This window comes from Poseidonocella pacifica (assembly GCF_900111875.1).
Taxonomy (GTDB): domain Bacteria; phylum Pseudomonadota; class Alphaproteobacteria; order Rhodobacterales; family Rhodobacteraceae; genus Poseidonocella; species Poseidonocella pacifica.
The window spans coordinates 603,212-621,616 of the sequence record NZ_FOJU01000003.1; the positions used below are offsets into that span (position 1 = coordinate 603,212).

An 18,405-nucleotide genomic window follows, 5' to 3' on the forward strand; every position below is an offset into this window, starting at 1 on the left:
AAATCCAAAGGCCGGGTTCGCGCCCGGCCTTCCCCCTTACGAACGGAACGATCCATGTCGAGCTTACGTGTTCTCGCGGCAACCCCGAGAACCCTCTCCTTCCTTGCGGCCCCGGCCGATGCCCGCCACAGCCTTGAGACCCCGCTGAGCTGGGTGCTTGAGACGGCGGAGGGCACCCTCGTAGCGCAAGGCGCAATGCGTAAGGTCGTGCTCTTCGTCGAGGGGCTGGAGCCGGGCTGCGACTATCGGCTCGTCACGCCGTTGGGCACGATTTCCGGAACCACCCGCCCTTGTGCCGGGCTGGTCGAGGCGGCCGAGTTAGGCGTTCATCAGACCAACCCCGACAACGGTCCAGCCCTCACCCGCGCGATCGGCGCCGTACCGCCGGGGGGGACCCTGCGCCTGCCCGCCGGGCGATATCTCAGCGGGCCGATCTTTCTCAAACGCGACATGACGCTCTATCTAGAGAGCGGCGCGGAATTGGCCGCCATCGGGGATCGCACCCACTGGCCGCGCCTGCCCGCGCGAGATGAGGCGGGCCGTGTGCTGGGCACTTGGGAAGGCCTGCCGGAGCCTTGTTATGCCGCGCTCATCACGGCGGTGGATTGCACGCGCCTCGCCCTCACCGGAGGGGGCACCATCGACGGCGGGGGCGACCGGGGCGACTGGTGGTCCTGGCCCAAGGAAACCCGCGACGGCGCGCGGCGGCCCCGGACGGTGCACCTTGCCCATAGTGATTGCGTCACGGTAAGCGGCCTGACGATCCGCAACTCGCCCTCGTGGACGGTCCACCCTTACCGCTGCCGCGACCTGCATTTTTCCGCTCTGCGGATCGAGAACCCGCCCAACAGCCCCAATACCGACGGGCTCAACCCCGAAAGCTGTGAGCGGGTGGAGATCACCGGCGTTGCTTTTTCTGTGGGGGACGACTGCATCGCGATCAAGGCGGGCAAGCGCGCGCCGGACGAGACTGAGCATCTTGCCCCCACCCGCGACGTCGCCATAGCGCATTGCCGGATGGAGCGCGGCCACGGAGCCGTTGTGATCGGCTCTGAGATGTCCGGCGGGGTGCATGATGTCGAGATCGCGCATTGCGACTTTATCGCCACCGACCGGGGCTTGCGGATTAAAACGCGGCGCGGGCGCGGCGGAGAGGTCTCTGGCATCCGGCTCCGCGACACCGCCATGCAGGATGTGCCCACCCCGCTCGCCATCAACGCCTTCTATTTCTGCGATCCCGACGGCAAGGACGACTGGGTGCAATCCCGCGTGCCCGCGCCCGTCACGGAGACGACCCCCACGATCCGCGACATCACCCTGACGCGCGTGACGGCGCGTGGTGTCTCACTGGCCGGGGCCGCCCTGCTCGGCCTGCCCGAAGCGCCAATCGAGGGGGTGCGCCTGTCGGAGTGCTCCCTGACCTTCGCGCCGGATGCCCGGCCCGATGTACCGCTCATGGCGCTCGGGGTGCCCCCCGTTCGACATGCCCGCATCACCGCGCAATTCGCCCAAGTCACGGGCACCATAGCGGACATGCCCCCAGACAAGGATCCCGCTCACATGCTGATGGAGTATTTCGACGCCTACGCGCGCAATCACCGGCCCTATAAAGGCGGGGCATGGTGCTATGAAGACGGGCTTGTCTATCGCGGGCTGGAATTGCTCCATCGCGCCACGGGAGAGGCCCGCTGGCTCGATCACATCATCCGCCTCGCCGACGCCCAGATCGGAACCGGACCATCGCTCGCCGGCTATGACCCGAGCGATTACAACATCGACAACATCCTGTCTGGTCGCACGCTGCTCTACCTGCATCAGGTCACGGGCGAGACGCGCTACATCGCGGCGGCGCAGCTTCTGGGCCGCCAGCTTGCGCAGCATCCCCGCACCCGGTCCGGCGTCTATTGGCACAAGCTCCGCTATCCGTGGCAGGTCTGGCTCGACGGGCTCTACATGGGCCCGCCCTTTCAGATCGGACTTGGCCAGCATCTGCGGGATGACCGGATGATCACCGACGCAATCACCCAAGTCAGCACCGCGCTCGACATGGCTTTCGTAACGCGGACGGGGCTTTATGCCCATGCCGTCGATGAGGCCCGCATGCAGCCCTGGGCCGACACCGACACCGGGCATTCTGGCGCGCACTGGGCGCGCGCGATCGGCTGGCTCGCCATGGCGCTGGTCGATATCGCGGAACTCACCAGCACCCCCGAATTCGCCCCGCTGGCGGCGCGCAGTCGGGCGCTTTTCGATCGGATCGCAGCCCTGCAACAGCCCGGCGGCCTCTGGCTTCAAGTGATCGACCAGCCTGCCCTGCCCGGCAACTATGAGGAAACCTCCGCGTCGGCGATGTTCGTCTATGCCCTGCTCAGAGCGTCGGAACTGGGCCTTTGGCGCGGGGATGCGGAGCCTCTGGCGCGGTGCCTGCTTGAGCGGGCCGTCAAACCAAAACCGGGCGGCGGTCTGGAGATGGTGGAGATCTGTCACGTAGCGGGGCTTGGCCCCTTCGAGGATCGCTTTCGCGACGGCTCGGCGGAATACTACCTTTCCGAACCGCTCTGTACCGATGATCCCAAGGGCGTCGGCCCCCTCATGATGGTCGAGGCGACCCGCATCCTGCAAGCGGAGCGCCGGAGCGCTGCCTGTGCCGGGCAATAACACGCCCCCGCGACACCAGATCCTGAGCGGGCGGGACCTGCACGGCACCGCGCTCGCCCCCATCTGGCACCCGGTTGCGGCACCGCCCGCACCTGCGGACATCACCGTTGATCCCACCGCGCCGCCCGATCCGCCGAGCTGCGTCCGCACCCTGCAAGGGGCGATTGACCTGCTTCTGTTGCTCGGTGCCTCGGCCCCCTGCCACATTGCCCTCACCCCCGGCTTTCACGAAGGGCCGGTGCATATCCCCGCCGAAGCGCCCCCGCTGCGCATCACCGGCGCAGGGCAGGAGAGGACCGTTCTCGCCGCGCGCATCGACGCCGCCATGAGCGGATGCGACTATGCCCAGAGGTTCGCGGCACTTGCCGCCTGCACGGCCCTGCCCCTGCGCGCGGCTTTCGCCCGGATCGCCGCCCGCGAACGGATCGGCACGGGAAATTCCGCCGTGCTCCGTGTTGCGCGCGATGACACGCGCCTCAGCCATTTCACGATCCGCAACGACTATGCCTGCGACCGCACCGACGCCGCTCCTCCGGGGGCCGAACCCGATGCCGAGGGCCGCTTTGCCCAAGGCCAGCATCAGGCCGTCGCGCTTCACATCGCGGGGGCCGACCGGGTGCACCTTTGCGGCCTCTATCTCTCCAGCTTTCAGGACACGCTCTACCTCCAGGCTCCTCGCACGGGCATCGCGCGTGCCCTGTTCGAGAGTTGCTGTATCGAGGGTGATGTGGATTTCATCTTTGGCGGTGCCACGGCCCTCTTCGAGCGATGCGAAATCCGAACTCGCGGCGCACGTGGCGCGCAAAGCTGGGCCACTGCCCCAAGCACGTCACTCCACCTTCCTCATGGATTCGTCTTTGCCCGGTGCGACTTTACCCACGACGGCGCGGAGGCCGGACGCGATGGCCGGTCCTTCCTCGGGCGGCAGTGGTTCGAAGGGGTCCGCGCCTCCCCCTATGGCGCGGAGGGCGCTGGCTTTGAGTGCCGGGCGGGCGACGTGAACCGCCTTGCCCCACCGCTCGGCTGGATCAGCCGCCAAACCCTTGAGGCTGTCGGCAAATGTCATCTCCGCGACTGCACCATCGGGGACCATATCGCGGCATCCCCGTGGGACGATTGGGCAAGCAAAGGACCGCGCTACCGACCCGTTCAGATCCGAGCGCGCGATTTCCTGAAGGGGCTCGGCCCGTGGCTGTCACGCAACGGGCTCGACTATGGCTGGATGAACCCCGAAGAGGTCTGGCTTTCAGTTGACTAAAGCAGATGCAGACGGGGCGCCCCGCAAGGCACCCCGACTGGGATCAGAGAACGACCACGTCCAGCGGCGGGAAACCGTTGAAGCCCACGCTCGCGTAGGTCGTGGTGTAGGCGCCGCAGTTGCGGATCACGATCCGGTCCCCGGCCTTGAGATCGGCCGGCAGGTTCACGGGCCGCTTCTCATAGAGAATGTCCGCGCTGTCGCAGGACGGTCCGGCAAGCACGCAAGGCCCGGTCTCACCGCCATCGCGGGTGGTGAGGAACTTGTAGCGGATCGCTTCGTCCATCGTCTCGGCGAGGCCGGAGAACTTGCCGATGTCGAGATAGACCCACCGGTGCAGATCGCTTTCCTGCTTGCGCGACACCAACAGCACTTCGGCCACGATATGCCCGGCTTCGGCAACCATGCCCCGGCCCGGCTCCGCCATGATGCGGGGCACATCGCCAAAACGGGCGTGCACCTGTTCCATCACCGCGGCGGCATAGCCACGGGGCGCTTCGACCGGCGCATCGTAGAAGGCGGGGAAACCGCCGCCGATGTTGAGCAGGTCAAGGTCGTGCCCCGCCGCCTTGGCGTTGTTCCAAAGGATCGCGACCTGATCCAGAACCGGGCCCCACATGGCGGCCTTGCGGGTCTGGGAGCCGACGTGGAACGACAGGCCAACGGGCCGCAGGCCAAGCGCAACAGCGCGGTCAAGCAGGCCGGGAAGCGCAGAGGGCGCACAGCCAAACTTGCGGGACAGGGGCCAATCGGCGGAGGAATTCTCGACGATCACCCGCAGATAGACCTGCGCGCCCGGTGCATGAACGGCAATCTTCTCAAGCTCTTCCTCGGCGTCCGCCGCGAACAGAACCACACCGACGGAGCGCGCGAACGCAATGTCGGAGCCGCGTTTCACCGTGTTGCCGAAGGAGATATCCTCGGCATGAGCGCCCTGCTGAAGGCACAGTTCGATCTCGGCCCGGCTGGCCGCGTCAAAGTGACAGCCGCGCTCAACCAGAAGGCGGATAACTTCGGGCTCGGGGTTCGCTTTCACCGCATAGTGGATCGCGGCACGGCCAAGGCCACCGGCCAGCGCGTCATACTGCTGGGCAACGCGATCGAGGCTCAGGACAAGCGTCGGACGGTCGAATTCGTGCGTCGCGATGTAGTTGAGCGCCTCATCGGGCAGGAATACGGGATCGGCCACGGCGGAGCCGTAGAATGAAACGGTCATGAGCATCTCCATAGGACCGGGCCCTTGCGGACCACTAGACATCGAAGGGAGACGTTACCGTCGCTGCGTAAACTCGAGAGGCGAGCCACCGGCCAGAGGCGCGTGCGTTGGCGTCTTACGGGCCAGATAGGGCGCAATGTGAGTCGGTGCAAGAATTATTTTGCCCCCTGCCGTTGCGCGCGGTGCATGGCTGATGCCCTATGGCCGGGCGAGCACGATTTCCGGCAGGATCGCAGCAACATCTTCTGCCGAACAAAGCTCCGTCGCATCGCTCATCACCGCGGCGCAGGCGGCGGCGGTACCAAGCCGCAGCGCCTCTTCGGGCGGCTGCCCCATGGCAAGCGCCTGGGCGAATCCCCCCATGAAGCTGTCGCCCGCCCCCACCGCGCTCACCACCTCGCGCCGGGGCGGTCTTGCATGAAATGCGCCCTCCGCGCCCCGCGACGCCAGCACCGAGCCCTCGGCCCCAAGCGCGAGGATGACATGCGCCGCGACGCACTCTGCCACAAGCCCGGCGGCAAGCTGCGCAAGGTCGGGCACCGAGGTGATCGCGCGCCCGGCCATCTCGCTGGCTTCCTGCCCGTCAAGCCGCAGGGCAAAGAGCGGCGCACGCGCCTCCCGCAGGGCAAGCATCGGCGCACCGGAGGTATCCACCAACAGATCCCGCCCCCCGAGCACCGCCGCCAGACGGGCGGGAAAGGTGGCGGAAATCCCCGGCGGCTGGCTCCCGCTCAGCACAACGAGCGCGCCCTCCGGCACACCACCACCCAGATCCGCCAGAAGCGCGTCTTCCGCTGCGGGCGTCCATTCCGGCCCCGGCAGGACAAAGCGATATTGCCCGCCCCGCTCGGTATCGCGCACCGCGAGGCTCATCCGTGTCTCCCCCGGTGCCTCATAACGGCGACAGGAGATTCCCTCCGCCGCCAGCAACTCCGCCATCCGCGCGCCGGTCGGCCCACCCAGCGCGGCAAAGGCCGTAGCCTCGCCGCCAAGCCGCTTGATCGCGCGGGCCACGTTGATCCCGCCGCCTCCGGGGTCCGAGCGCGGCGCGGTACAGCGCAGCTTGCGATCAGGCACGATACCGGCCGCCGTGGACGAAAGATCCAGTGCCGGGTTCAGGGTCAGCGTCACGATGGGTCGCATGGTTGCTCCAAAGAAAAACCCCCGGACGGGCATAGCCATCCGGGGGTCACTCTAGGGCATAGACGCCGCGCCTCAAGCCCGGAGGGCGCGCGCGGATCAGCTACCTCGGATCAGGGCTGTTCGTCGTCGTCGTCACTGCTCTCCGGCAGGTTGAAGAAGGTGGCGGCATCCGGCACGGGGCCGCTGTTGATGTCGTCATCCTCGTCGGAGTTGTCATCGGACAGGCTGAAGGTTTCCAGCCCTTCGATCGCCGTCGGGATGCGCGGCTCGGTCGACATGCCAAGGCTCTGCTCGGTGGAGACCAGCTTGCGCCGCTCGTCGTCCGTCATGACCGCGCCTTCGGCCTCGCGCCGCTTGGCGGCCTTTTGCACGGCGGCGTCAAGCTCGGTCTGTTTGCACAGCCCAAGCGCAACCGGATCAATCGGCTGGATGTTGGAAATGTTCCAGTGCGTCCGCTCGCGGATCGACTGGATCGTCGGCTTGGTGGTGCCGACCAGCTTGCCGATCTGACCATCGGTCAGTTCAGGGTGGAACTTGACCAGCCAGAGGATCGACGCGGGGCGGTCCTGACGCTTGGACAGCGGCGTATACCGCGGCCCACGTCGCTTTTCCTCGCCCGCCGCAGCCGGGTTGAACTTCAGCCGCAGCTGGTACAGCGGATCCTTCTCGGCCTTGTCGATCTCGGATTGCTCAAGCTGGTTGTTGGCGATCGGATCAAAGCCCTTCACCCCCGAGGCAACATCCCCGTCGGCGATGCCCTGAACCTCAAGCTCGTGCATCCCGACGAAATCCGCGATCTGCTTGAAGGACAGTGTCGTGTTGTCCACCAGCCAGACAGCCGTCGCTCTCGCCATGATCGGTTTTGCCATCGTTGATCTCCTAACGCATATCTTTCCCGTCGCCTGGAAGGGCGGTCCCGGGGGCCGGGACGGTTTCCGTTGTCGGGGAACTCCGGCGCTATATAGTGATCCCGAAGGTCAATGGAAAGCGAAAATGCGCAACGCCCTGCTCTGCCTGCTTCTGCTCACCGGGATGGCCCGTGCCGACGGGGATCGCGCGGGCGTGTTCGACTATTATGTCCTGAGCCTCAGTTGGTCCCCAACGTGGTGCGCCCTCGAAGGCGACAGCCGCAACTCGCCGCAATGCGATCCGGCGCGCGATCACGGCTGGGTGCTGCACGGGCTCTGGCCCCAATATCACCGCGGATACCCCGCCAACTGTCCCAGCACGGCGCGCAATCCCACCCGCACTGAGACCGCCCAGATGGCCGATATCATGGGGACCAGCGGCCTTGCATGGTATCAATGGCAAAAGCACGGACGCTGCACCGGGCTTTCCTCCCAGAGGTATTTCTCCACGGCCCGCGCGGCCTATGACGCCGTGAACCGCCCCGAGGTCTTTCGCAAACTGACCGATCCGGTCCGCCTGCCCGCCCGCGTCGTCGAAGAGGCCTTCCTCAAGGCCAATCCCGCATGGGAGCCGGACATGATCACCATCACCTGCAAGGCGGGCCGCATTCAGGAAGCGCGCCTGTGCCTGTCAAAGGCGCTCGACCCGGTGCCCTGCGGACAGGACGTCGTCCGCGATTGCCGCGCGGATGACGCCCTCTTCGATCCGATCCGCTAAAGCGTGATGACGGTGGAGCCGGTGGTCTCCCGCGCTTCCATCGCGCGATGCGCCTCGGCGATCTGGTCCAGCGGATAGCGCTGGTCGATCCGAAGCGTCACATCCCCCGCCAGCACCTTGTCGAACAGGTGCCGCGCCATCGCCTGACAGGTGTCCGGATCACCGATATGGGTGAACAACGTCGGGCGCGTCACCTTCAAGGACCCCTTGGCGGCAAGCGTCGCGATGTTGAGCGGCGGCACAGGCCCCGAGGCATTGCCAAAGGAAATCATCATACCCAGCGGTTTGAGGCAATCGAGCGATCCGTCGAACGTATCCTTGCCGACGCCATCCATGACCACATCGACACCCTTGCCGTCGGTCAATTCCCGCACCCGCGCCACGAAATCCTCATTGCGATAGTTGATGCAGGCATCCGCGCCGCTCTCCACCGCCAGCGCGCATTTCTCATCCGTGCCCGCCGTCCCGATCAGCCGGATACCTTCGGACTTTGCCCACTGACAGGCGATCAGGCCAACGCCCCCCGCTGCTGCGTGAAACAGCACGGTATCCCCCGCCTTGATCGGGGTCGTCCGGCAAAAGAGATACTCCGCCGTCAGCCCCTTGAGCATCATTGCCGCAGCCGTCTCAAAGGCGATCCCCTCGGGCAAGGGACAGACCTGCGCCGCCGGCATGACGCGGGCGTCGGCATAGGCGCCGGGCGGCATCGCGGCATAGGCGGCCCGGTCTCCGGCTTTCAGATGCGTGACGCCCTCGCCCACCGCCTCGACGATGCCCGCACCCTCCATGCCCATCGCATGGGGCATTTCCATCGGATACAGGCCGCTGCGCTGATAGGCGTCGATGAAGTTGAGCCCGGCCACCTCATGCCGAATGCGGATCTCGCCGGGACCGGGATCACCGACCTCGCGGGTTTCGATCTCGAATTCCTCCGGCCCGCCGTGTTTACGGATGATGACGGTTCTGGCAGTGGCCATGTCGCGGCTCCCCTTGATGTGCTGTCCGGGGGCAACTCTTACCCGTCCAGCCGGGGCGTGCAATTTGGTTTGCGCCGCAGTTCAGCTCCGCGGGGCCCAACGTCCGGGCAAATCACTGGGCGCCTTGCGCGGCGCGCGGACCTTGCCGAAAATCCAGTTTGGCCCGGCGAACACCGTGCGTAGCAGAGGATTGTCCCGCACCTTCGCCTTGAACTTCTCGAACTGCATCACGTTGTCGATCCGCCGGTCGAGGAATTCCCACGTGTCCCGCTGATCGGGTGTGGTGTCGCCCAACCAATAGAGCACCGTTGAGGAATAGACCCCCGACAACGTTCCGCGCTTGGTGTACCAGTTGATGTCGTCCGAGGTATCGCCCAGCGCGGTCCAGATCTTGTCGCAGGTCTCCCACAGAAGCTTGGTGCATTCGGGCGTGTGCTGCGGCAAGGACATCAGCGTCACGCTGCGGCGCACGACCTCCTTGTCGACCTCCTCCAGCCGCCAGCGCACCGCCGCCGCGATCCGGTCGCGAAACCGCATCTCGCCCAGATCCGCCTCGGCCAGCCGCTTCTCCATCCGTGCATCGCCCGCCCGGTGATAGGCCACCGCCAGATCAAGCGCCCCGCGCGGGCAAACCCGCCGCGCCGCGTCCATTTCGATCCCCGCATCCCGCGCCGCGGCGGCGAATGTCGTCTCCGACCATCCGTCAAAAGGCACATGCCCCAGCGCCGCCTCAAGCAGCGCCGCGCGCGTGTCGTCATACCCGGTTGTCATCGCAGCCTCCATTTGCACCACCCTAGACAAGCTAGGGGGCCTTTGCTATATGGCCACCTCCTGCAACTTGACGCAACTCTAACTAGGAAGGTGGTGACAACCACATGCAGGTCAGTGTTCGTGACAACAATGTCGATCAGGCGCTTCGTGCCCTGAAGAAGAAACTGCAGCGCGAAGGCGTTTTTCGTGAAATGAAGCTCAAGCAGCATTTCGAAAAGCCGTCCGAGAAAAAAGCGCGCGAGAAAGCCGAAGCGATTCGGCGTGCCCGCAAGCTGGCGCGCAAGAAATTGCAGCGCGAAGGAATGCTCTGAAGTTTCCGGCAGCAACACGAAAATCCGACCCCCGCGGCAGAGGCGCCCCGGGGGTTTTTCTTTGCCCTGCGGCCAGCTGCTCCCTACGCTAGTGCAAATCGCACGACGGGGAAGTTCATGATCCGCATCCTTCTTGCCTGCCTTCTGCTGGCGTCCACCGCCACGGCCCAAACCGCCACGGCGCAAACCGCCACGGCCCAAACCGGCGAAGCGCCCGGCGCATCGGCACCGATCACCACCGCGCACGGCATTTCCGCCTTTGGGCCGCTCAAGTATCCCGCCGATTTCCCCCATTTCGAATATGTGAACCCGGATGCCCCCAAGGGCGGGGAGATGAGCTTTCGCGGGGTCTATGCCTCCCGCACCTTCGACAGCCTCAACCCCTTCATCCTCAAGGGGGAATATGCCCAAGGCGTCGAACGGCTCCACGATACGCTTCTTGCCCGCGCCTTTGACGAGCCAGACAGCTATTACGGCCTCATCGCCGAATCCCTCGAATACCCCGAGGATCGCGCCTGGGTGATCTTCAACCTCCGCCCCGAGGCCCGGTTCTCCGACGGCACGCCCATCACCGCCGAGGATGTCGTCTGGACCCTCGACACCCTCAAGACCCAAGGCGCGCCCTACTACCGCATCACCCTCGACGATATCGCCGGGGCCGAAGCGCTCTCCCCCTCCCGCGTGAAAGTGACCTTCGCCCAAGGCGCCGCGACCCGGAACCTGCCCGCCGATGTCGGCCAGATCGAAATCCTGCCCAAGCACTACTATGCCGACGTTCCCTTCGATGAGAGCACCCTCGTGCCGCCCGTCTCCTCCGGGGCCTTCCGCGCGCGCGACATCAAACCGGGCCGCGCCATCACCTATTGTCAGGATCCCGACTACTGGGGCGCGGACCTGCCCGTGAACCGCGGGCATCTCAACTTCGATTGCTTCCGCTACGAATACTTCGCCGACACCACCGCCGCCTTCGAAAGCTTCAAGGTCGGCGAATACCTTCTGCATGAGGAATACAGCTCCGCCCTCTGGGCCACGAACTATGACTTCCCCGCCGTCGAACGCGGCTCCATCATCCTCGATGAGATCCCCGATGGTCGCTCTTCGGGGGCGCAGGGTTTCTGGTTCAACCTCCGCCGCCCCCATCTTCAGGATATCCGCGTCCGCGAGGCGATCGGCATCCTCTTCAACTTCGAATGGTCGAACGAGGCGCTATTCTATGGCGCCTATCAGCGCAGCGACAGTTTCTGGGAAAATTCCAATCTTCAGGCCGAAGGCATCCCCGAGGGCGCGGAACTTGCCCTGCTGGAACAGATCCCGGACCTGCCCGCCCGCGTCCTGACCGCCCCCGCGGTCGTCCCGCGGATCAGCAGACCCGTCGCCGCCGACCGCGGCGCAACCCGCGAAGCCTCGGACCTGCTCGATGCCGCCGGTTGGGAGGTCGGCCCCGACGGCCAGCGCCGGAATGCGAAAGGAGAGCCGCTCCGCCTCGATTTCGTCGATGACAGCCCCTCGTTCGAGCGGATCATCCTGCCCTTCATCGAGAACCTCAAGCGCGTGGGTATCGACGCCCGGCTGGAGATCATCGACCCCGCCCAGATGGAAGAGCGCCAGAAGGTCTTTGACTATGACATGATCACCGCGCGGCTCGTCCTGCCGCTGACCCCCTCGGTGGAGGTCCGCACCGTCTTCGGCTCCCAGAGCGCGAATGCCGAAGGCACGCTGAACCTTACCGGGATCGCGGACCCGGCTGTCGATGCGCTTATTGATCGGGTGGTCAGCGCCGCAACGCGCGAGGATATGACCATCGCCACCCGCGCGCTCGACCGCACCCTCCGGGCCCAGCACATCTGGATTCCGAACTGGTTCAAGGGCACGCACTGGCTGGCGTACTGGGATGTCTTCGGTCGCCCGGACATCAAGCCGCCCTTTGATCGGGGCGTCGATACGTGGTGGTTCGATGCGGAGCGATACGAGTCGCTCCGCGAGGCAGGCGCGCTCCGCTAGGTCTGGCGCGGGCCGCGCTGTGCGTAGATCGCATCGCGAATCCGCCGCCAGTCTTCGGCCTCGGACGTGCGGCCGCCTTCGGAACAGCGCCGCATGCGTTCGGACACCTCGACAACGGCACGGTCCCCATGCGCGCTGTGCAGCGCGCGGGCGAATTCGGCAACTTTGATGGCTTCGATCATGCGTGATCTCCTTTGTCCGCTGTGGTGCGAAGGACGGCCAGACTACCCAATGCGCATCGATTCGGCACGCCGCGGCGCAGCGAGACCGGCAGGTTTCAGCCCCCCAACGCAAAACGCCCGCGCAGATCCCTGCGCGGGCGTTCCATCTCAAATCGGAAAAGTGGCTTACTTGCGCAGCAACTCGCGGATATCCATCAGCAGATCCTTTTCGGACGGGCCGGTATCGACCTCAACCGCAACATCCTCGTCACGCACGGACGCGGCTTTGACGCGGTTGACCATCTTGACCAGCATGAACACCACAAAAGCGATGATCAGGAAATTGATGATGGCCATGATGAAGTTGCCATAGGCAAACACGGCCCCGTCTTCACCTTCGGTCAGGCGAACGCCAAGACCCGAGAAATCGATGCCGCCGGTAAAGAGGCTGATGATCGGGTTGATCAAATCGCCGACCAGCGATGTGACGATCGCGGTGAACGCCGCGCCGATGATGATCCCGACCGCCATGTCCATGACGTTGCCCTTGGCGATGAAGTCTTTGAATTCCTGAAGCATGTATCTGTCCCTTATAACTGTCCGGGCCGTTCGGGCCCTTGATGGCGCATTACTTACAGTTAACCTTGGATACATGACACAGCGGCGGGCTGGTCCAAAAGGATAGTTGACGTAGCGTCGCGACTACGTAAGCCGCCGTGCGGGCGCAAAATGCGGGTCACACGATCATATGACGCCGAGTCATACGTTTGTCATACAAAAGTCATACCCGCTTTTCAGAGACTTAGCCCGGAAGCGTCCCCGTCAGGACATAGCGCAGGATCTCCACCACCTGACGTGGTTCCTCCGCCACGGCGAGCGCCGCGGCATGCACTTCCTTGAGCGCGTGCTGATGCTCTGGCGGGTTCAGGACGATGATGGATTTGCCGAGCGCAGCCGCATAGCCCGCGTCAAACGCCGCGTTCCATTGCTTGTATTTCTCGCCAAACCGCACCACGACAACATCTGCTTCTTCGAGCCCCTTTCGGGTGCGGATCGCGTTGACCATGGCGCCCTTGTGATCGTGCCAGAACTTGTTCGGCTCCTCCCCGAGGATCGCCACGCCGCAATCGTCAGAGGCCGCGTGATCGGTCACAGGAGCGCTGAAAATAACGTCAAGCCCTTGGGAACCTTCGATGATTTGTTCGCGCCAATCGGTGTGAATTTCACCGGACAGGTAAACATGCAGGGTCATGGTCTTTCCTCCTTAGCTGCGCAGGATGCCGCCGGTGGCCTTGGTGACCTTCTCGACGATCTTCGCGCTGACGGCCTCGATATCGGCCTCCTTGAGCGTGGCGTCGCTGGGTTGCAAACGCACCGTGATGGCGAGGGATTTCTTGCCCTCCCCAAGGCTGCCGCCGATGAACTCGTCAAACACGCGGACTTCCTCGACCAGCGCCTTGTCGGCCCCCGCCGCCGCGTTGACCAGTGTCAGCGCCTCGACATCGGAATCCACCACAAAGGCGAAATCCCGCTCCACCGCCTGCAGGTCATTGAGCGCCAAAGCCGCCCGCGTCGCCCCCGCCTTGCGCGGCATCGGAATCTCCGACGGCCAGATGGTGAAACCGACAGCCGGCCCTTTGACATCAAGGGCTTGCAGCACTTTTGGATGGATCTCACCAAAGACGGCAAGCGTCTTCTTGGGGCCCAGACAGACCCGCCCGTGCCGCCCCGGATGCCACCACCCTTCGCCGCCGCGCAGGATCTGCGCCTTGGCCGGCGCACCAATTGCCGCCAGCACAGCCTCGCAATCGGCCTTGGCATCAAAGAGATCGACCGGGCGCGACGCCCCGTGCACATCCTTCGGCCCGGTACGCCCGACGAGCACACCGGTCACCACGGTCGCTTGCTCCTCCGGCTCACCGCCGTGGAAGGTCGCCCCGACCTCAAACAGCGCCATGTCAGAGAGGCCCCGCGCCTGATTGCGCGCTGCGGCTTGCAGCAATCCGGGAAGCAAGGACGGGCGCATATGGCTCAAGTCCTGACTGATCGGGTTGGCGAGCATTGTCGCCTCTGTCCCGCCGCCAAAGAGCGCCGCCGCGGCCTGATCGATAAAGCTGTAGGTCACGCATTCGTTGTAGCCAAGCGCCGCCGTCGTCCGCCGAGCCGCCCGTTCGCGAAGCTGCATCGGCGTCATGACGGGGGCCGGAATTCCGGCGGTGATACGTGGCAGCGGCTTGCCTTCTAGCTTGGTCAGTGACGCCATGCGCGCCACCTCCTCCACCAGATCCGCTTCGCCCATCACGTCAGGCCGCCAGCTTGGCACATGCGCCATGTCGCCTTCGAGCGAGAAGCCCAGCTTGGACAGTGTCTCCCGCTGTTGCTCCGCCGAAATCTCCATCCCGACGAGCGACACAACCCGATCAGTATCAAGGCGATAGGCCCGGTCCGTTTCCGGCACCGATCCGGCCGTCACCACTTCGGAAGCCTCGCCACCGCAAAGATCGAGGATCATACGCGTGGCGGCCTCAAGTCCGACGGGGGTGAACGCAGGATCAACGCCCCGCTCAAACCGATAGCGCGCGTCGGAGTTTATCTTGAGCGCACGACCAGTCAGCGCGATCCGCACCGGGTTCCAGTAGGCGCTTTCGAGAAAGACGTTGACCGTCTCCCCGGTACAGCCCGACTCTTCCCCGCCCATGATCCCGGCAATGCTCTCAGCGCTCTTGGCATCGGAAATGATGAGCATCCCCGGCTCCAAGGTGTAGGTCCGCTCGTCCAGCGCCTGCAGCGTCTCTCCACCCTGTGCGCGGTGGACACGCAAGTCGCCCGACACCTTGTCCGCGTCAAAAACATGCAAGGGGCGGTTCTGATCAAAAGTGAAGAAGTTGGTGATATCCACCAGCGCTGAAATGGGCCGCAAGCCTATGGCACGCAGCTTATCCTGCAACCACTGGGGTGACGGGCCGTTCTTCACGCCCCGGATCACCCGGCCGCAAAAGAGCGGACAATCCTCCGCCGCATCCCCGTCGATACTGACCCCGATGGGGGACGCAAAGCTACCGGCCACGGGTGCGATTTCCTGCGGCTTGAGCGTGCCTAATCCCCGCGCCGCGAGGTCTCTTGCGATACCGCGCACGCCAAGCGCGTCGGGACGGTTGGGGGTGATCGCGATTTCAACCACCGGATCGACTTTGGCCGGATCATGCTCGGCCAGCCAGTCGACAAAGCGTTGCCCCACCTCACCGGACGGCAGCTCGATGATCCCGTCGTGCTCCTCCGAAAGCTCCATTTCCCGTTCGGAACACATCATGCCGAAACTCTCGATCCCGCGGATCTTGCCCACACCGATCGTCGTGTCGATCCCGGGCACATAGACGCCGGGCTTGGCGATCACCACCGTGATCCCCTCCCGCGCGTTGGGTGCGCCACAAATGATCTGCGTCTCGCCCGCATCGGTTTGCACCTGACAAACCTTGAGCTTGTCCGCATCGGGGTGCTTCTCGGCCTGCATGACCTTGCCAATGGTAAAGGCCCCGAGCCGCGCCGTGGGATCTTCGACCCCCTCGACCTCAAGCCCGAGGTCGGTCAGCGTCTCGACGATCTCATCGAGCGAGCTTTCGGTTTCCAGATGCTCTTTGAGCCAAGACAGCGTGAACTTCATGGGTTTCGTCTCCGGGATAAGTACGCGCTGACATATCAATTTCCCGCCCGAGGTCCACCCTTGAACGGCTCAACCGCCCTGCTCTCGCTCCGCCAGACGGTCGATCTCGCCCATGCGCCAGAGATGCACCTCCCGAGCAAGCCGGATCGTTGGCTTGGCCATGAAACAAAGCGAGCCGATCACGAAGAGCCAGATCGCCGCCGTCTCCGTCTGCTTCCAGAAGAACAGGACAGAACCTACGGTGAAACAGAGCGCCGCCGTGAAATCTACACCGGTATAGGCCAGTTCATAAAGCGCATAGACCCGCTCAGCATCAGCGCTGCGGGTGCGACTGGAGTGGCGGAACAGTTTCATCCAAGGCCTCCTTCTGGGAGGGAAAAATGGGGCGCGCCAAGTTTGGATCAAGTTTGCACACAAGCCTCGCCGCTTCGCGGTTCATTCACCCAAACAGGAACTAGCCACTCAGGCCCCCATGCAGCGTCGGCACCTCCAGCGCGCCGAAACCGTAGTGCCGCAGCCAGCGCAGGTCGGAATCGAAGAAAGCGCGCAGGTCGGGGATGCCGTATTTCAGCATGGCGATCCGATCGATACCCATGCCGAAGGCAAAGCCCTGCCACTCGGCCGGATCAACGCCCGCCGCCGACAGCACCTTGGGGTGGACCATGCCCGAGCCCAGAACCTCAAGCCAGCCATCGCCCTGCCCGATCTTCAACTGACCGTCTTCCCAGGAACACTGGATATCGACCTCGGCCGATGGCTCCGTGAACGGGAAGTGCGACGCGCGAAAGCGGGTCTTGATGCCCTCGATCTCGAAGAAGGCCGAGAAGAACTCTTCCAGCACCCATTTCAGGTTCGCCATCGAAATGTCTTTGTCGATCGCAAGGCCCTCGACCTGATGGAACATCGGCGTGTGCGTCTGGTCGTAATCCGCGCGGTACACCCGGCCCGGCGCGATGATCCGGCAGGGCGCGCCGTGTTTTTCCATATGCCGGATCTGCACCGGCGAGGTATGGGTGCGCAGCACATGCGGCGGGCGGTTGTCGCCCTCGGCGCGGTGCATATAAAACGTGTCCATCTCGGCCCGCGCGGGGTGATGGCCGGGAATGTTCAGCGCGTCGAAGTTATACCAATCGGTGTCGATCTGCGGACCTTCGGCGACGGAAAATCCCATCTCGGCAAAGATTGCGGTGCATTCTTCCCAGACCTGACTGACCGGGTGGATCGATCCCCGTCGCTGAGGCCGGACCGGCAAGGTCACGTCAAGCCACTCCGCCCGCAACCGCTCATCCAGCGCCTTGTCGGCAAGCGCCACCTTCTTCGCAGCCAGCGCGGAATTGATCTCATCTTTCAGCGCGTTGAGCGCCGGTCCAGCGACCTGCCGCTCTTCAGGGGTCATCTTACCCAGCTCGCGCATCTTGAGGCTGACTTCGCCCTTCTTGCCGACGGCCTGTACACGCAACGTCTCAAGCGCCGACTCGTCAGCGGCATCGGCAATGGCGGCAAGGTATTTGTTGCGCAGATCGTCCATCAAAGGCCTCCAGCTTCCACGCCCGCCTGACTAGCGACAGCCGCCACCGGGCGCAAGCCGCTAGGCCGCCGCAGCAGGATCATGCCCCACGCGGGGTCGGGACCACCGCAAAACGAAAAACGCCGCAGGCAGGACCCGCGGCGTTCAAAACTCTCTTACCCTGACGGGATCAGGCCAGTGCGGCCTTCGCCTTGTTCACGATCTCGCCGAACGCGGCGGGCTCATGCACGGCCAGATCGGCCAGAACCTTGCGGTCCACTTCGATCCCCGCAAGGGACAGGCCGTTGATGAAGCGCGAATACGTCAGCGCCTCGTCATGGCTGCGCACCGCGGCGTTGATCCGCTGGATCCACAATGCGCGGAAATTCCGCTTGCGGTTCTTACGGTCGCGCGTGGCGTATTGGTTCGCCTTGTCGACGGCTTGGGTTGCCGTGCGGAAGGTGTTCTTGCGGCGGCCATAGTAACCTTTGGCGGCCTTGATAACCTTCTTGTGGCGGGCGTGTGTGGTAGTTCCACCTTTAACTCGGGACATGTCTCAAGCCTCCTTTAGCGGTCGTAGGGCATAAAGCCCTTGACGATCTTGGCATCCGGCGCGGACAGGGTCGTTGTGCCCCGTGCATCGCGAATGAATTTCTTGTGGCGCTTGATCATGCCGTGACGCTTGCCGGCCTGTGCTGCGAGCACCTTGCCGGTGGCGGTCGTCTTGAAGCGCTTCTTCGCGCTCGACTTGGTCTTCATCTTAGGCATTTCCGTCTCCTCGGAAGTCGGTCGGGAACGCGACTCGGCATGCCATCCGGGCCGGCCGCGCATGAGTGGGCGCAGATACGATACTTCCCCATGGGTGGCAAGGGCGTAGAGCGGTTTTTCTCAGGGCAGCACCCGAGCGATGACATCGATCACCGCTTCGGAGGCCAGATGCAGATCCCGCAACGCCGGCTTTGACCAAAGAGCCCATCCCATCAGGCCTGCTCCAGCGAAAAAGAGCGCCGTTGAAACCTGAGGGGCGCGCCGTTCGACCAATGCATTGAGAAGAACCGGCAGGCTGAGCGCGGCAAAGACCACGCCCAGCACCAGAGCCAGTTCCGCCCGCAAGG

The 18,405-nt window shown here is 64.5% G+C and carries 19 protein-coding genes; 5 read left to right on the forward strand and 14 right to left on the reverse strand.

Annotated elements, in window-relative coordinates; genetic code table 11:
• Nucleotides 1-54: 54 nt before the first annotated feature.
• On the forward strand, nt 55-2,658 hold the full coding sequence (gene pglA / locus BM234_RS17555; RefSeq protein ID WP_217645970.1) for a polygalacturonase PglA: 2,604 nt from the start codon (nt 55-57) through the stop codon (nt 2,656-2,658).
• Complete coding sequence (locus tag BM234_RS11525) at nt 2,645-3,916, forward strand: pectinesterase family protein (RefSeq protein WP_139226798.1); 1,272 nt, start codon at nt 2,645-2,647, stop codon at nt 3,914-3,916. Before pglA ends, BM234_RS11525 begins: the two co-directional genes overlap by 14 nt.
• A gap of 43 nt (nt 3,917-3,959) precedes the next feature.
• Here the strand turns inward: BM234_RS11525 and BM234_RS11530 are convergent, their stop codons facing one another.
• The 3 genes from BM234_RS11530 to BM234_RS11540 form a co-directional block, all read right to left on the reverse strand.
• Complete coding sequence (locus BM234_RS11530; protein WP_092065248.1) at nt 3,960-5,132, reverse strand: type III PLP-dependent enzyme; 1,173 nt, start codon at nt 5,130-5,132, stop codon at nt 3,960-3,962.
• Nucleotides 5,133-5,330: 198 nt separating this feature from the next.
• On the reverse strand, nt 5,331-6,275 hold the full coding sequence (locus tag BM234_RS11535; protein WP_092065251.1) for a 1-phosphofructokinase family hexose kinase: 945 nt from the start codon (nt 6,273-6,275) through the stop codon (nt 5,331-5,333).
• 110 nt (nt 6,276-6,385) lie between these two features.
• Nucleotides 6,386-7,144, reverse strand: a complete 759-nt coding sequence (locus tag BM234_RS11540; protein WP_092064879.1) for a DUF1013 domain-containing protein — start codon at nt 7,142-7,144, stop codon at nt 6,386-6,388.
• 124 nt (nt 7,145-7,268) lie between these two features.
• Between BM234_RS11540 and BM234_RS11545 the strand changes: the two genes are divergently transcribed.
• On the forward strand, nt 7,269-7,901 hold the full coding sequence (locus tag BM234_RS11545; protein WP_092064882.1) for a ribonuclease T2 family protein: 633 nt from the start codon (nt 7,269-7,271) through the stop codon (nt 7,899-7,901).
• On the opposite strand, the gene BM234_RS11550 is transcribed toward BM234_RS11545, so the two are convergent.
• Both BM234_RS11550 and BM234_RS11555 read right to left on the reverse strand, forming a co-directional pair.
• Complete coding sequence (locus BM234_RS11550; protein ID WP_092064885.1) at nt 7,898-8,878, reverse strand: quinone oxidoreductase family protein; 981 nt, start codon at nt 8,876-8,878, stop codon at nt 7,898-7,900. The genes BM234_RS11545 and BM234_RS11550 overlap by 4 nt on opposite strands.
• A gap of 81 nt (nt 8,879-8,959) precedes the next feature.
• On the reverse strand, nt 8,960-9,649 hold the full coding sequence (locus BM234_RS11555) for a COQ9 family protein (protein WP_092064889.1): 690 nt from the start codon (nt 9,647-9,649) through the stop codon (nt 8,960-8,962).
• A gap of 104 nt (nt 9,650-9,753) precedes the next feature.
• Between BM234_RS11555 and rpsU the strand changes: the two genes are divergently transcribed.
• Nucleotides 9,754-9,960 carry a 30S ribosomal protein S21 gene (gene rpsU, locus BM234_RS11560; protein WP_085306716.1) on the forward strand — a complete coding sequence of 69 codons (207 nt, stop codon included), beginning with the start codon at nt 9,754-9,756 and terminating at the stop codon, nt 9,958-9,960.
• 117 nt (nt 9,961-10,077) lie between these two features.
• Complete coding sequence (locus tag BM234_RS11565) at nt 10,078-11,961, forward strand: extracellular solute-binding protein (protein WP_092064892.1); 1,884 nt, start codon at nt 10,078-10,080, stop codon at nt 11,959-11,961.
• Here the strand turns inward: BM234_RS11565 and BM234_RS11570 are convergent.
• The 9 genes from BM234_RS11570 to BM234_RS11610 form a co-directional block, all read right to left on the reverse strand.
• Nucleotides 11,958-12,143, reverse strand: a complete 186-nt coding sequence (locus tag BM234_RS11570; protein ID WP_245752603.1) for a hypothetical protein — start codon at nt 12,141-12,143, stop codon at nt 11,958-11,960. The genes BM234_RS11565 and BM234_RS11570 overlap by 4 nt on opposite strands.
• A 165-nt stretch (nt 12,144-12,308) precedes the next feature.
• Nucleotides 12,309-12,701 (reverse strand): large-conductance mechanosensitive channel protein MscL, encoded by a 393-nt coding sequence (gene mscL / locus BM234_RS11575; RefSeq protein ID WP_092064895.1) that lies wholly within the window; start codon nt 12,699-12,701, stop codon nt 12,309-12,311.
• A 223-nt stretch (nt 12,702-12,924) separates the two neighbouring features.
• Complete coding sequence (locus tag BM234_RS11580; RefSeq protein WP_092064898.1) at nt 12,925-13,374, reverse strand: YtoQ family protein; 450 nt, start codon at nt 13,372-13,374, stop codon at nt 12,925-12,927.
• A gap of 12 nt (nt 13,375-13,386) precedes the next feature.
• On the reverse strand, nt 13,387-15,783 hold the full coding sequence (gene pheT / locus BM234_RS11585; RefSeq protein WP_092064901.1) for a phenylalanine--tRNA ligase subunit beta: 2,397 nt from the start codon (nt 15,781-15,783) through the stop codon (nt 13,387-13,389).
• Nucleotides 15,784-15,852: 69 nt separating this feature from the next.
• Nucleotides 15,853-16,137 carry a YrhK family protein gene (locus tag BM234_RS11590; protein ID WP_092064904.1) on the reverse strand — a complete coding sequence of 95 codons (285 nt, stop codon included), beginning with the start codon at nt 16,135-16,137 and terminating at the stop codon, nt 15,853-15,855.
• Between the two features lie 100 nt (nt 16,138-16,237).
• Nucleotides 16,238-17,311, reverse strand: coding sequence for a phenylalanine--tRNA ligase subunit alpha (gene pheS, locus BM234_RS11595; RefSeq protein ID WP_092064907.1), 1,074 nt, complete (start codon nt 17,309-17,311; stop codon nt 16,238-16,240).
• A gap of 169 nt (nt 17,312-17,480) precedes the next feature.
• Nucleotides 17,481-17,843 carry a 50S ribosomal protein L20 gene (rplT, locus tag BM234_RS11600; RefSeq protein WP_092064910.1) on the reverse strand — a complete coding sequence of 121 codons (363 nt, stop codon included), beginning with the start codon at nt 17,841-17,843 and terminating at the stop codon, nt 17,481-17,483.
• A gap of 14 nt (nt 17,844-17,857) precedes the next feature.
• Nucleotides 17,858-18,058: a 50S ribosomal protein L35 gene (rpmI, locus tag BM234_RS11605; RefSeq protein ID WP_092064913.1), complete on the reverse strand. Its 201-nt coding sequence runs from the start codon at nt 18,056-18,058 to the stop codon at nt 17,858-17,860.
• Between the two features lie 120 nt (nt 18,059-18,178).
• Nucleotides 18,179-18,403, reverse strand: coding sequence for a hypothetical protein (locus tag BM234_RS11610; RefSeq protein ID WP_092064916.1), 225 nt, complete (start codon nt 18,401-18,403; stop codon nt 18,179-18,181).
• Nucleotides 18,404-18,405: the final 2 nt, after the last annotated feature.

Excerpts from the sequence above, each read along its gene's own strand:
- mscL (WP_092064895.1), bottom strand. The coding sequence starts at position 12,701 with ATGCTTCAGGAATTCAAAGACTTCATCGCCAAGGGCAACGTCATGGAC.
- BM234_RS11535 (WP_092065251.1), bottom strand. The coding sequence starts at position 6,275 with ATGCGACCCATCGTGACGCTGACCCTGAACCCGGCACTGGATCTTTCG.
- BM234_RS11570 (WP_245752603.1), bottom strand. The coding sequence starts at position 12,143 with ATGATCGAAGCCATCAAAGTTGCCGAATTCGCCCGCGCGCTGCACAGC.
- pheT (WP_092064901.1), bottom strand. The coding sequence starts at position 15,783 with ATGAAGTTCACGCTGTCTTGGCTCAAAGAGCATCTGGAAACCGAAAGC.
- BM234_RS11550 (WP_092064885.1), bottom strand. The coding sequence starts at position 8,878 with ATGGCCACTGCCAGAACCGTCATCATCCGTAAACACGGCGGGCCGGAG.
- pglA (WP_217645970.1), top strand. The coding sequence starts at position 55 with ATGTCGAGCTTACGTGTTCTCGCGGCAACCCCGAGAACCCTCTCCTTC.
- BM234_RS11565 (WP_092064892.1), top strand. The coding sequence starts at position 10,078 with ATGATCCGCATCCTTCTTGCCTGCCTTCTGCTGGCGTCCACCGCCACG.
- rpmI (WP_092064913.1), bottom strand. The coding sequence starts at position 18,058 with ATGCCTAAGATGAAGACCAAGTCGAGCGCGAAGAAGCGCTTCAAGACG.
- rplT (WP_092064910.1), bottom strand. The coding sequence starts at position 17,843 with ATGTCCCGAGTTAAAGGTGGAACTACCACACACGCCCGCCACAAGAAG.
- BM234_RS11590 (WP_092064904.1), bottom strand. The coding sequence starts at position 16,137 with ATGAAACTGTTCCGCCACTCCAGTCGCACCCGCAGCGCTGATGCTGAG.
- BM234_RS11545 (WP_092064882.1), top strand. The coding sequence starts at position 7,269 with ATGCGCAACGCCCTGCTCTGCCTGCTTCTGCTCACCGGGATGGCCCGT.
- BM234_RS11530 (WP_092065248.1), bottom strand. The coding sequence starts at position 5,132 with ATGACCGTTTCATTCTACGGCTCCGCCGTGGCCGATCCCGTATTCCTG.
- BM234_RS11555 (WP_092064889.1), bottom strand. The coding sequence starts at position 9,649 with ATGACAACCGGGTATGACGACACGCGCGCGGCGCTGCTTGAGGCGGCG.
- BM234_RS11580 (WP_092064898.1), bottom strand. The coding sequence starts at position 13,374 with ATGACCCTGCATGTTTACCTGTCCGGTGAAATTCACACCGATTGGCGC.
- rpsU (WP_085306716.1), top strand. The coding sequence starts at position 9,754 with ATGCAGGTCAGTGTTCGTGACAACAATGTCGATCAGGCGCTTCGTGCC.
- BM234_RS11540 (WP_092064879.1), bottom strand. The coding sequence starts at position 7,144 with ATGGCAAAACCGATCATGGCGAGAGCGACGGCTGTCTGGCTGGTGGAC.
- pheS (WP_092064907.1), bottom strand. The coding sequence starts at position 17,311 with ATGGACGATCTGCGCAACAAATACCTTGCCGCCATTGCCGATGCCGCT.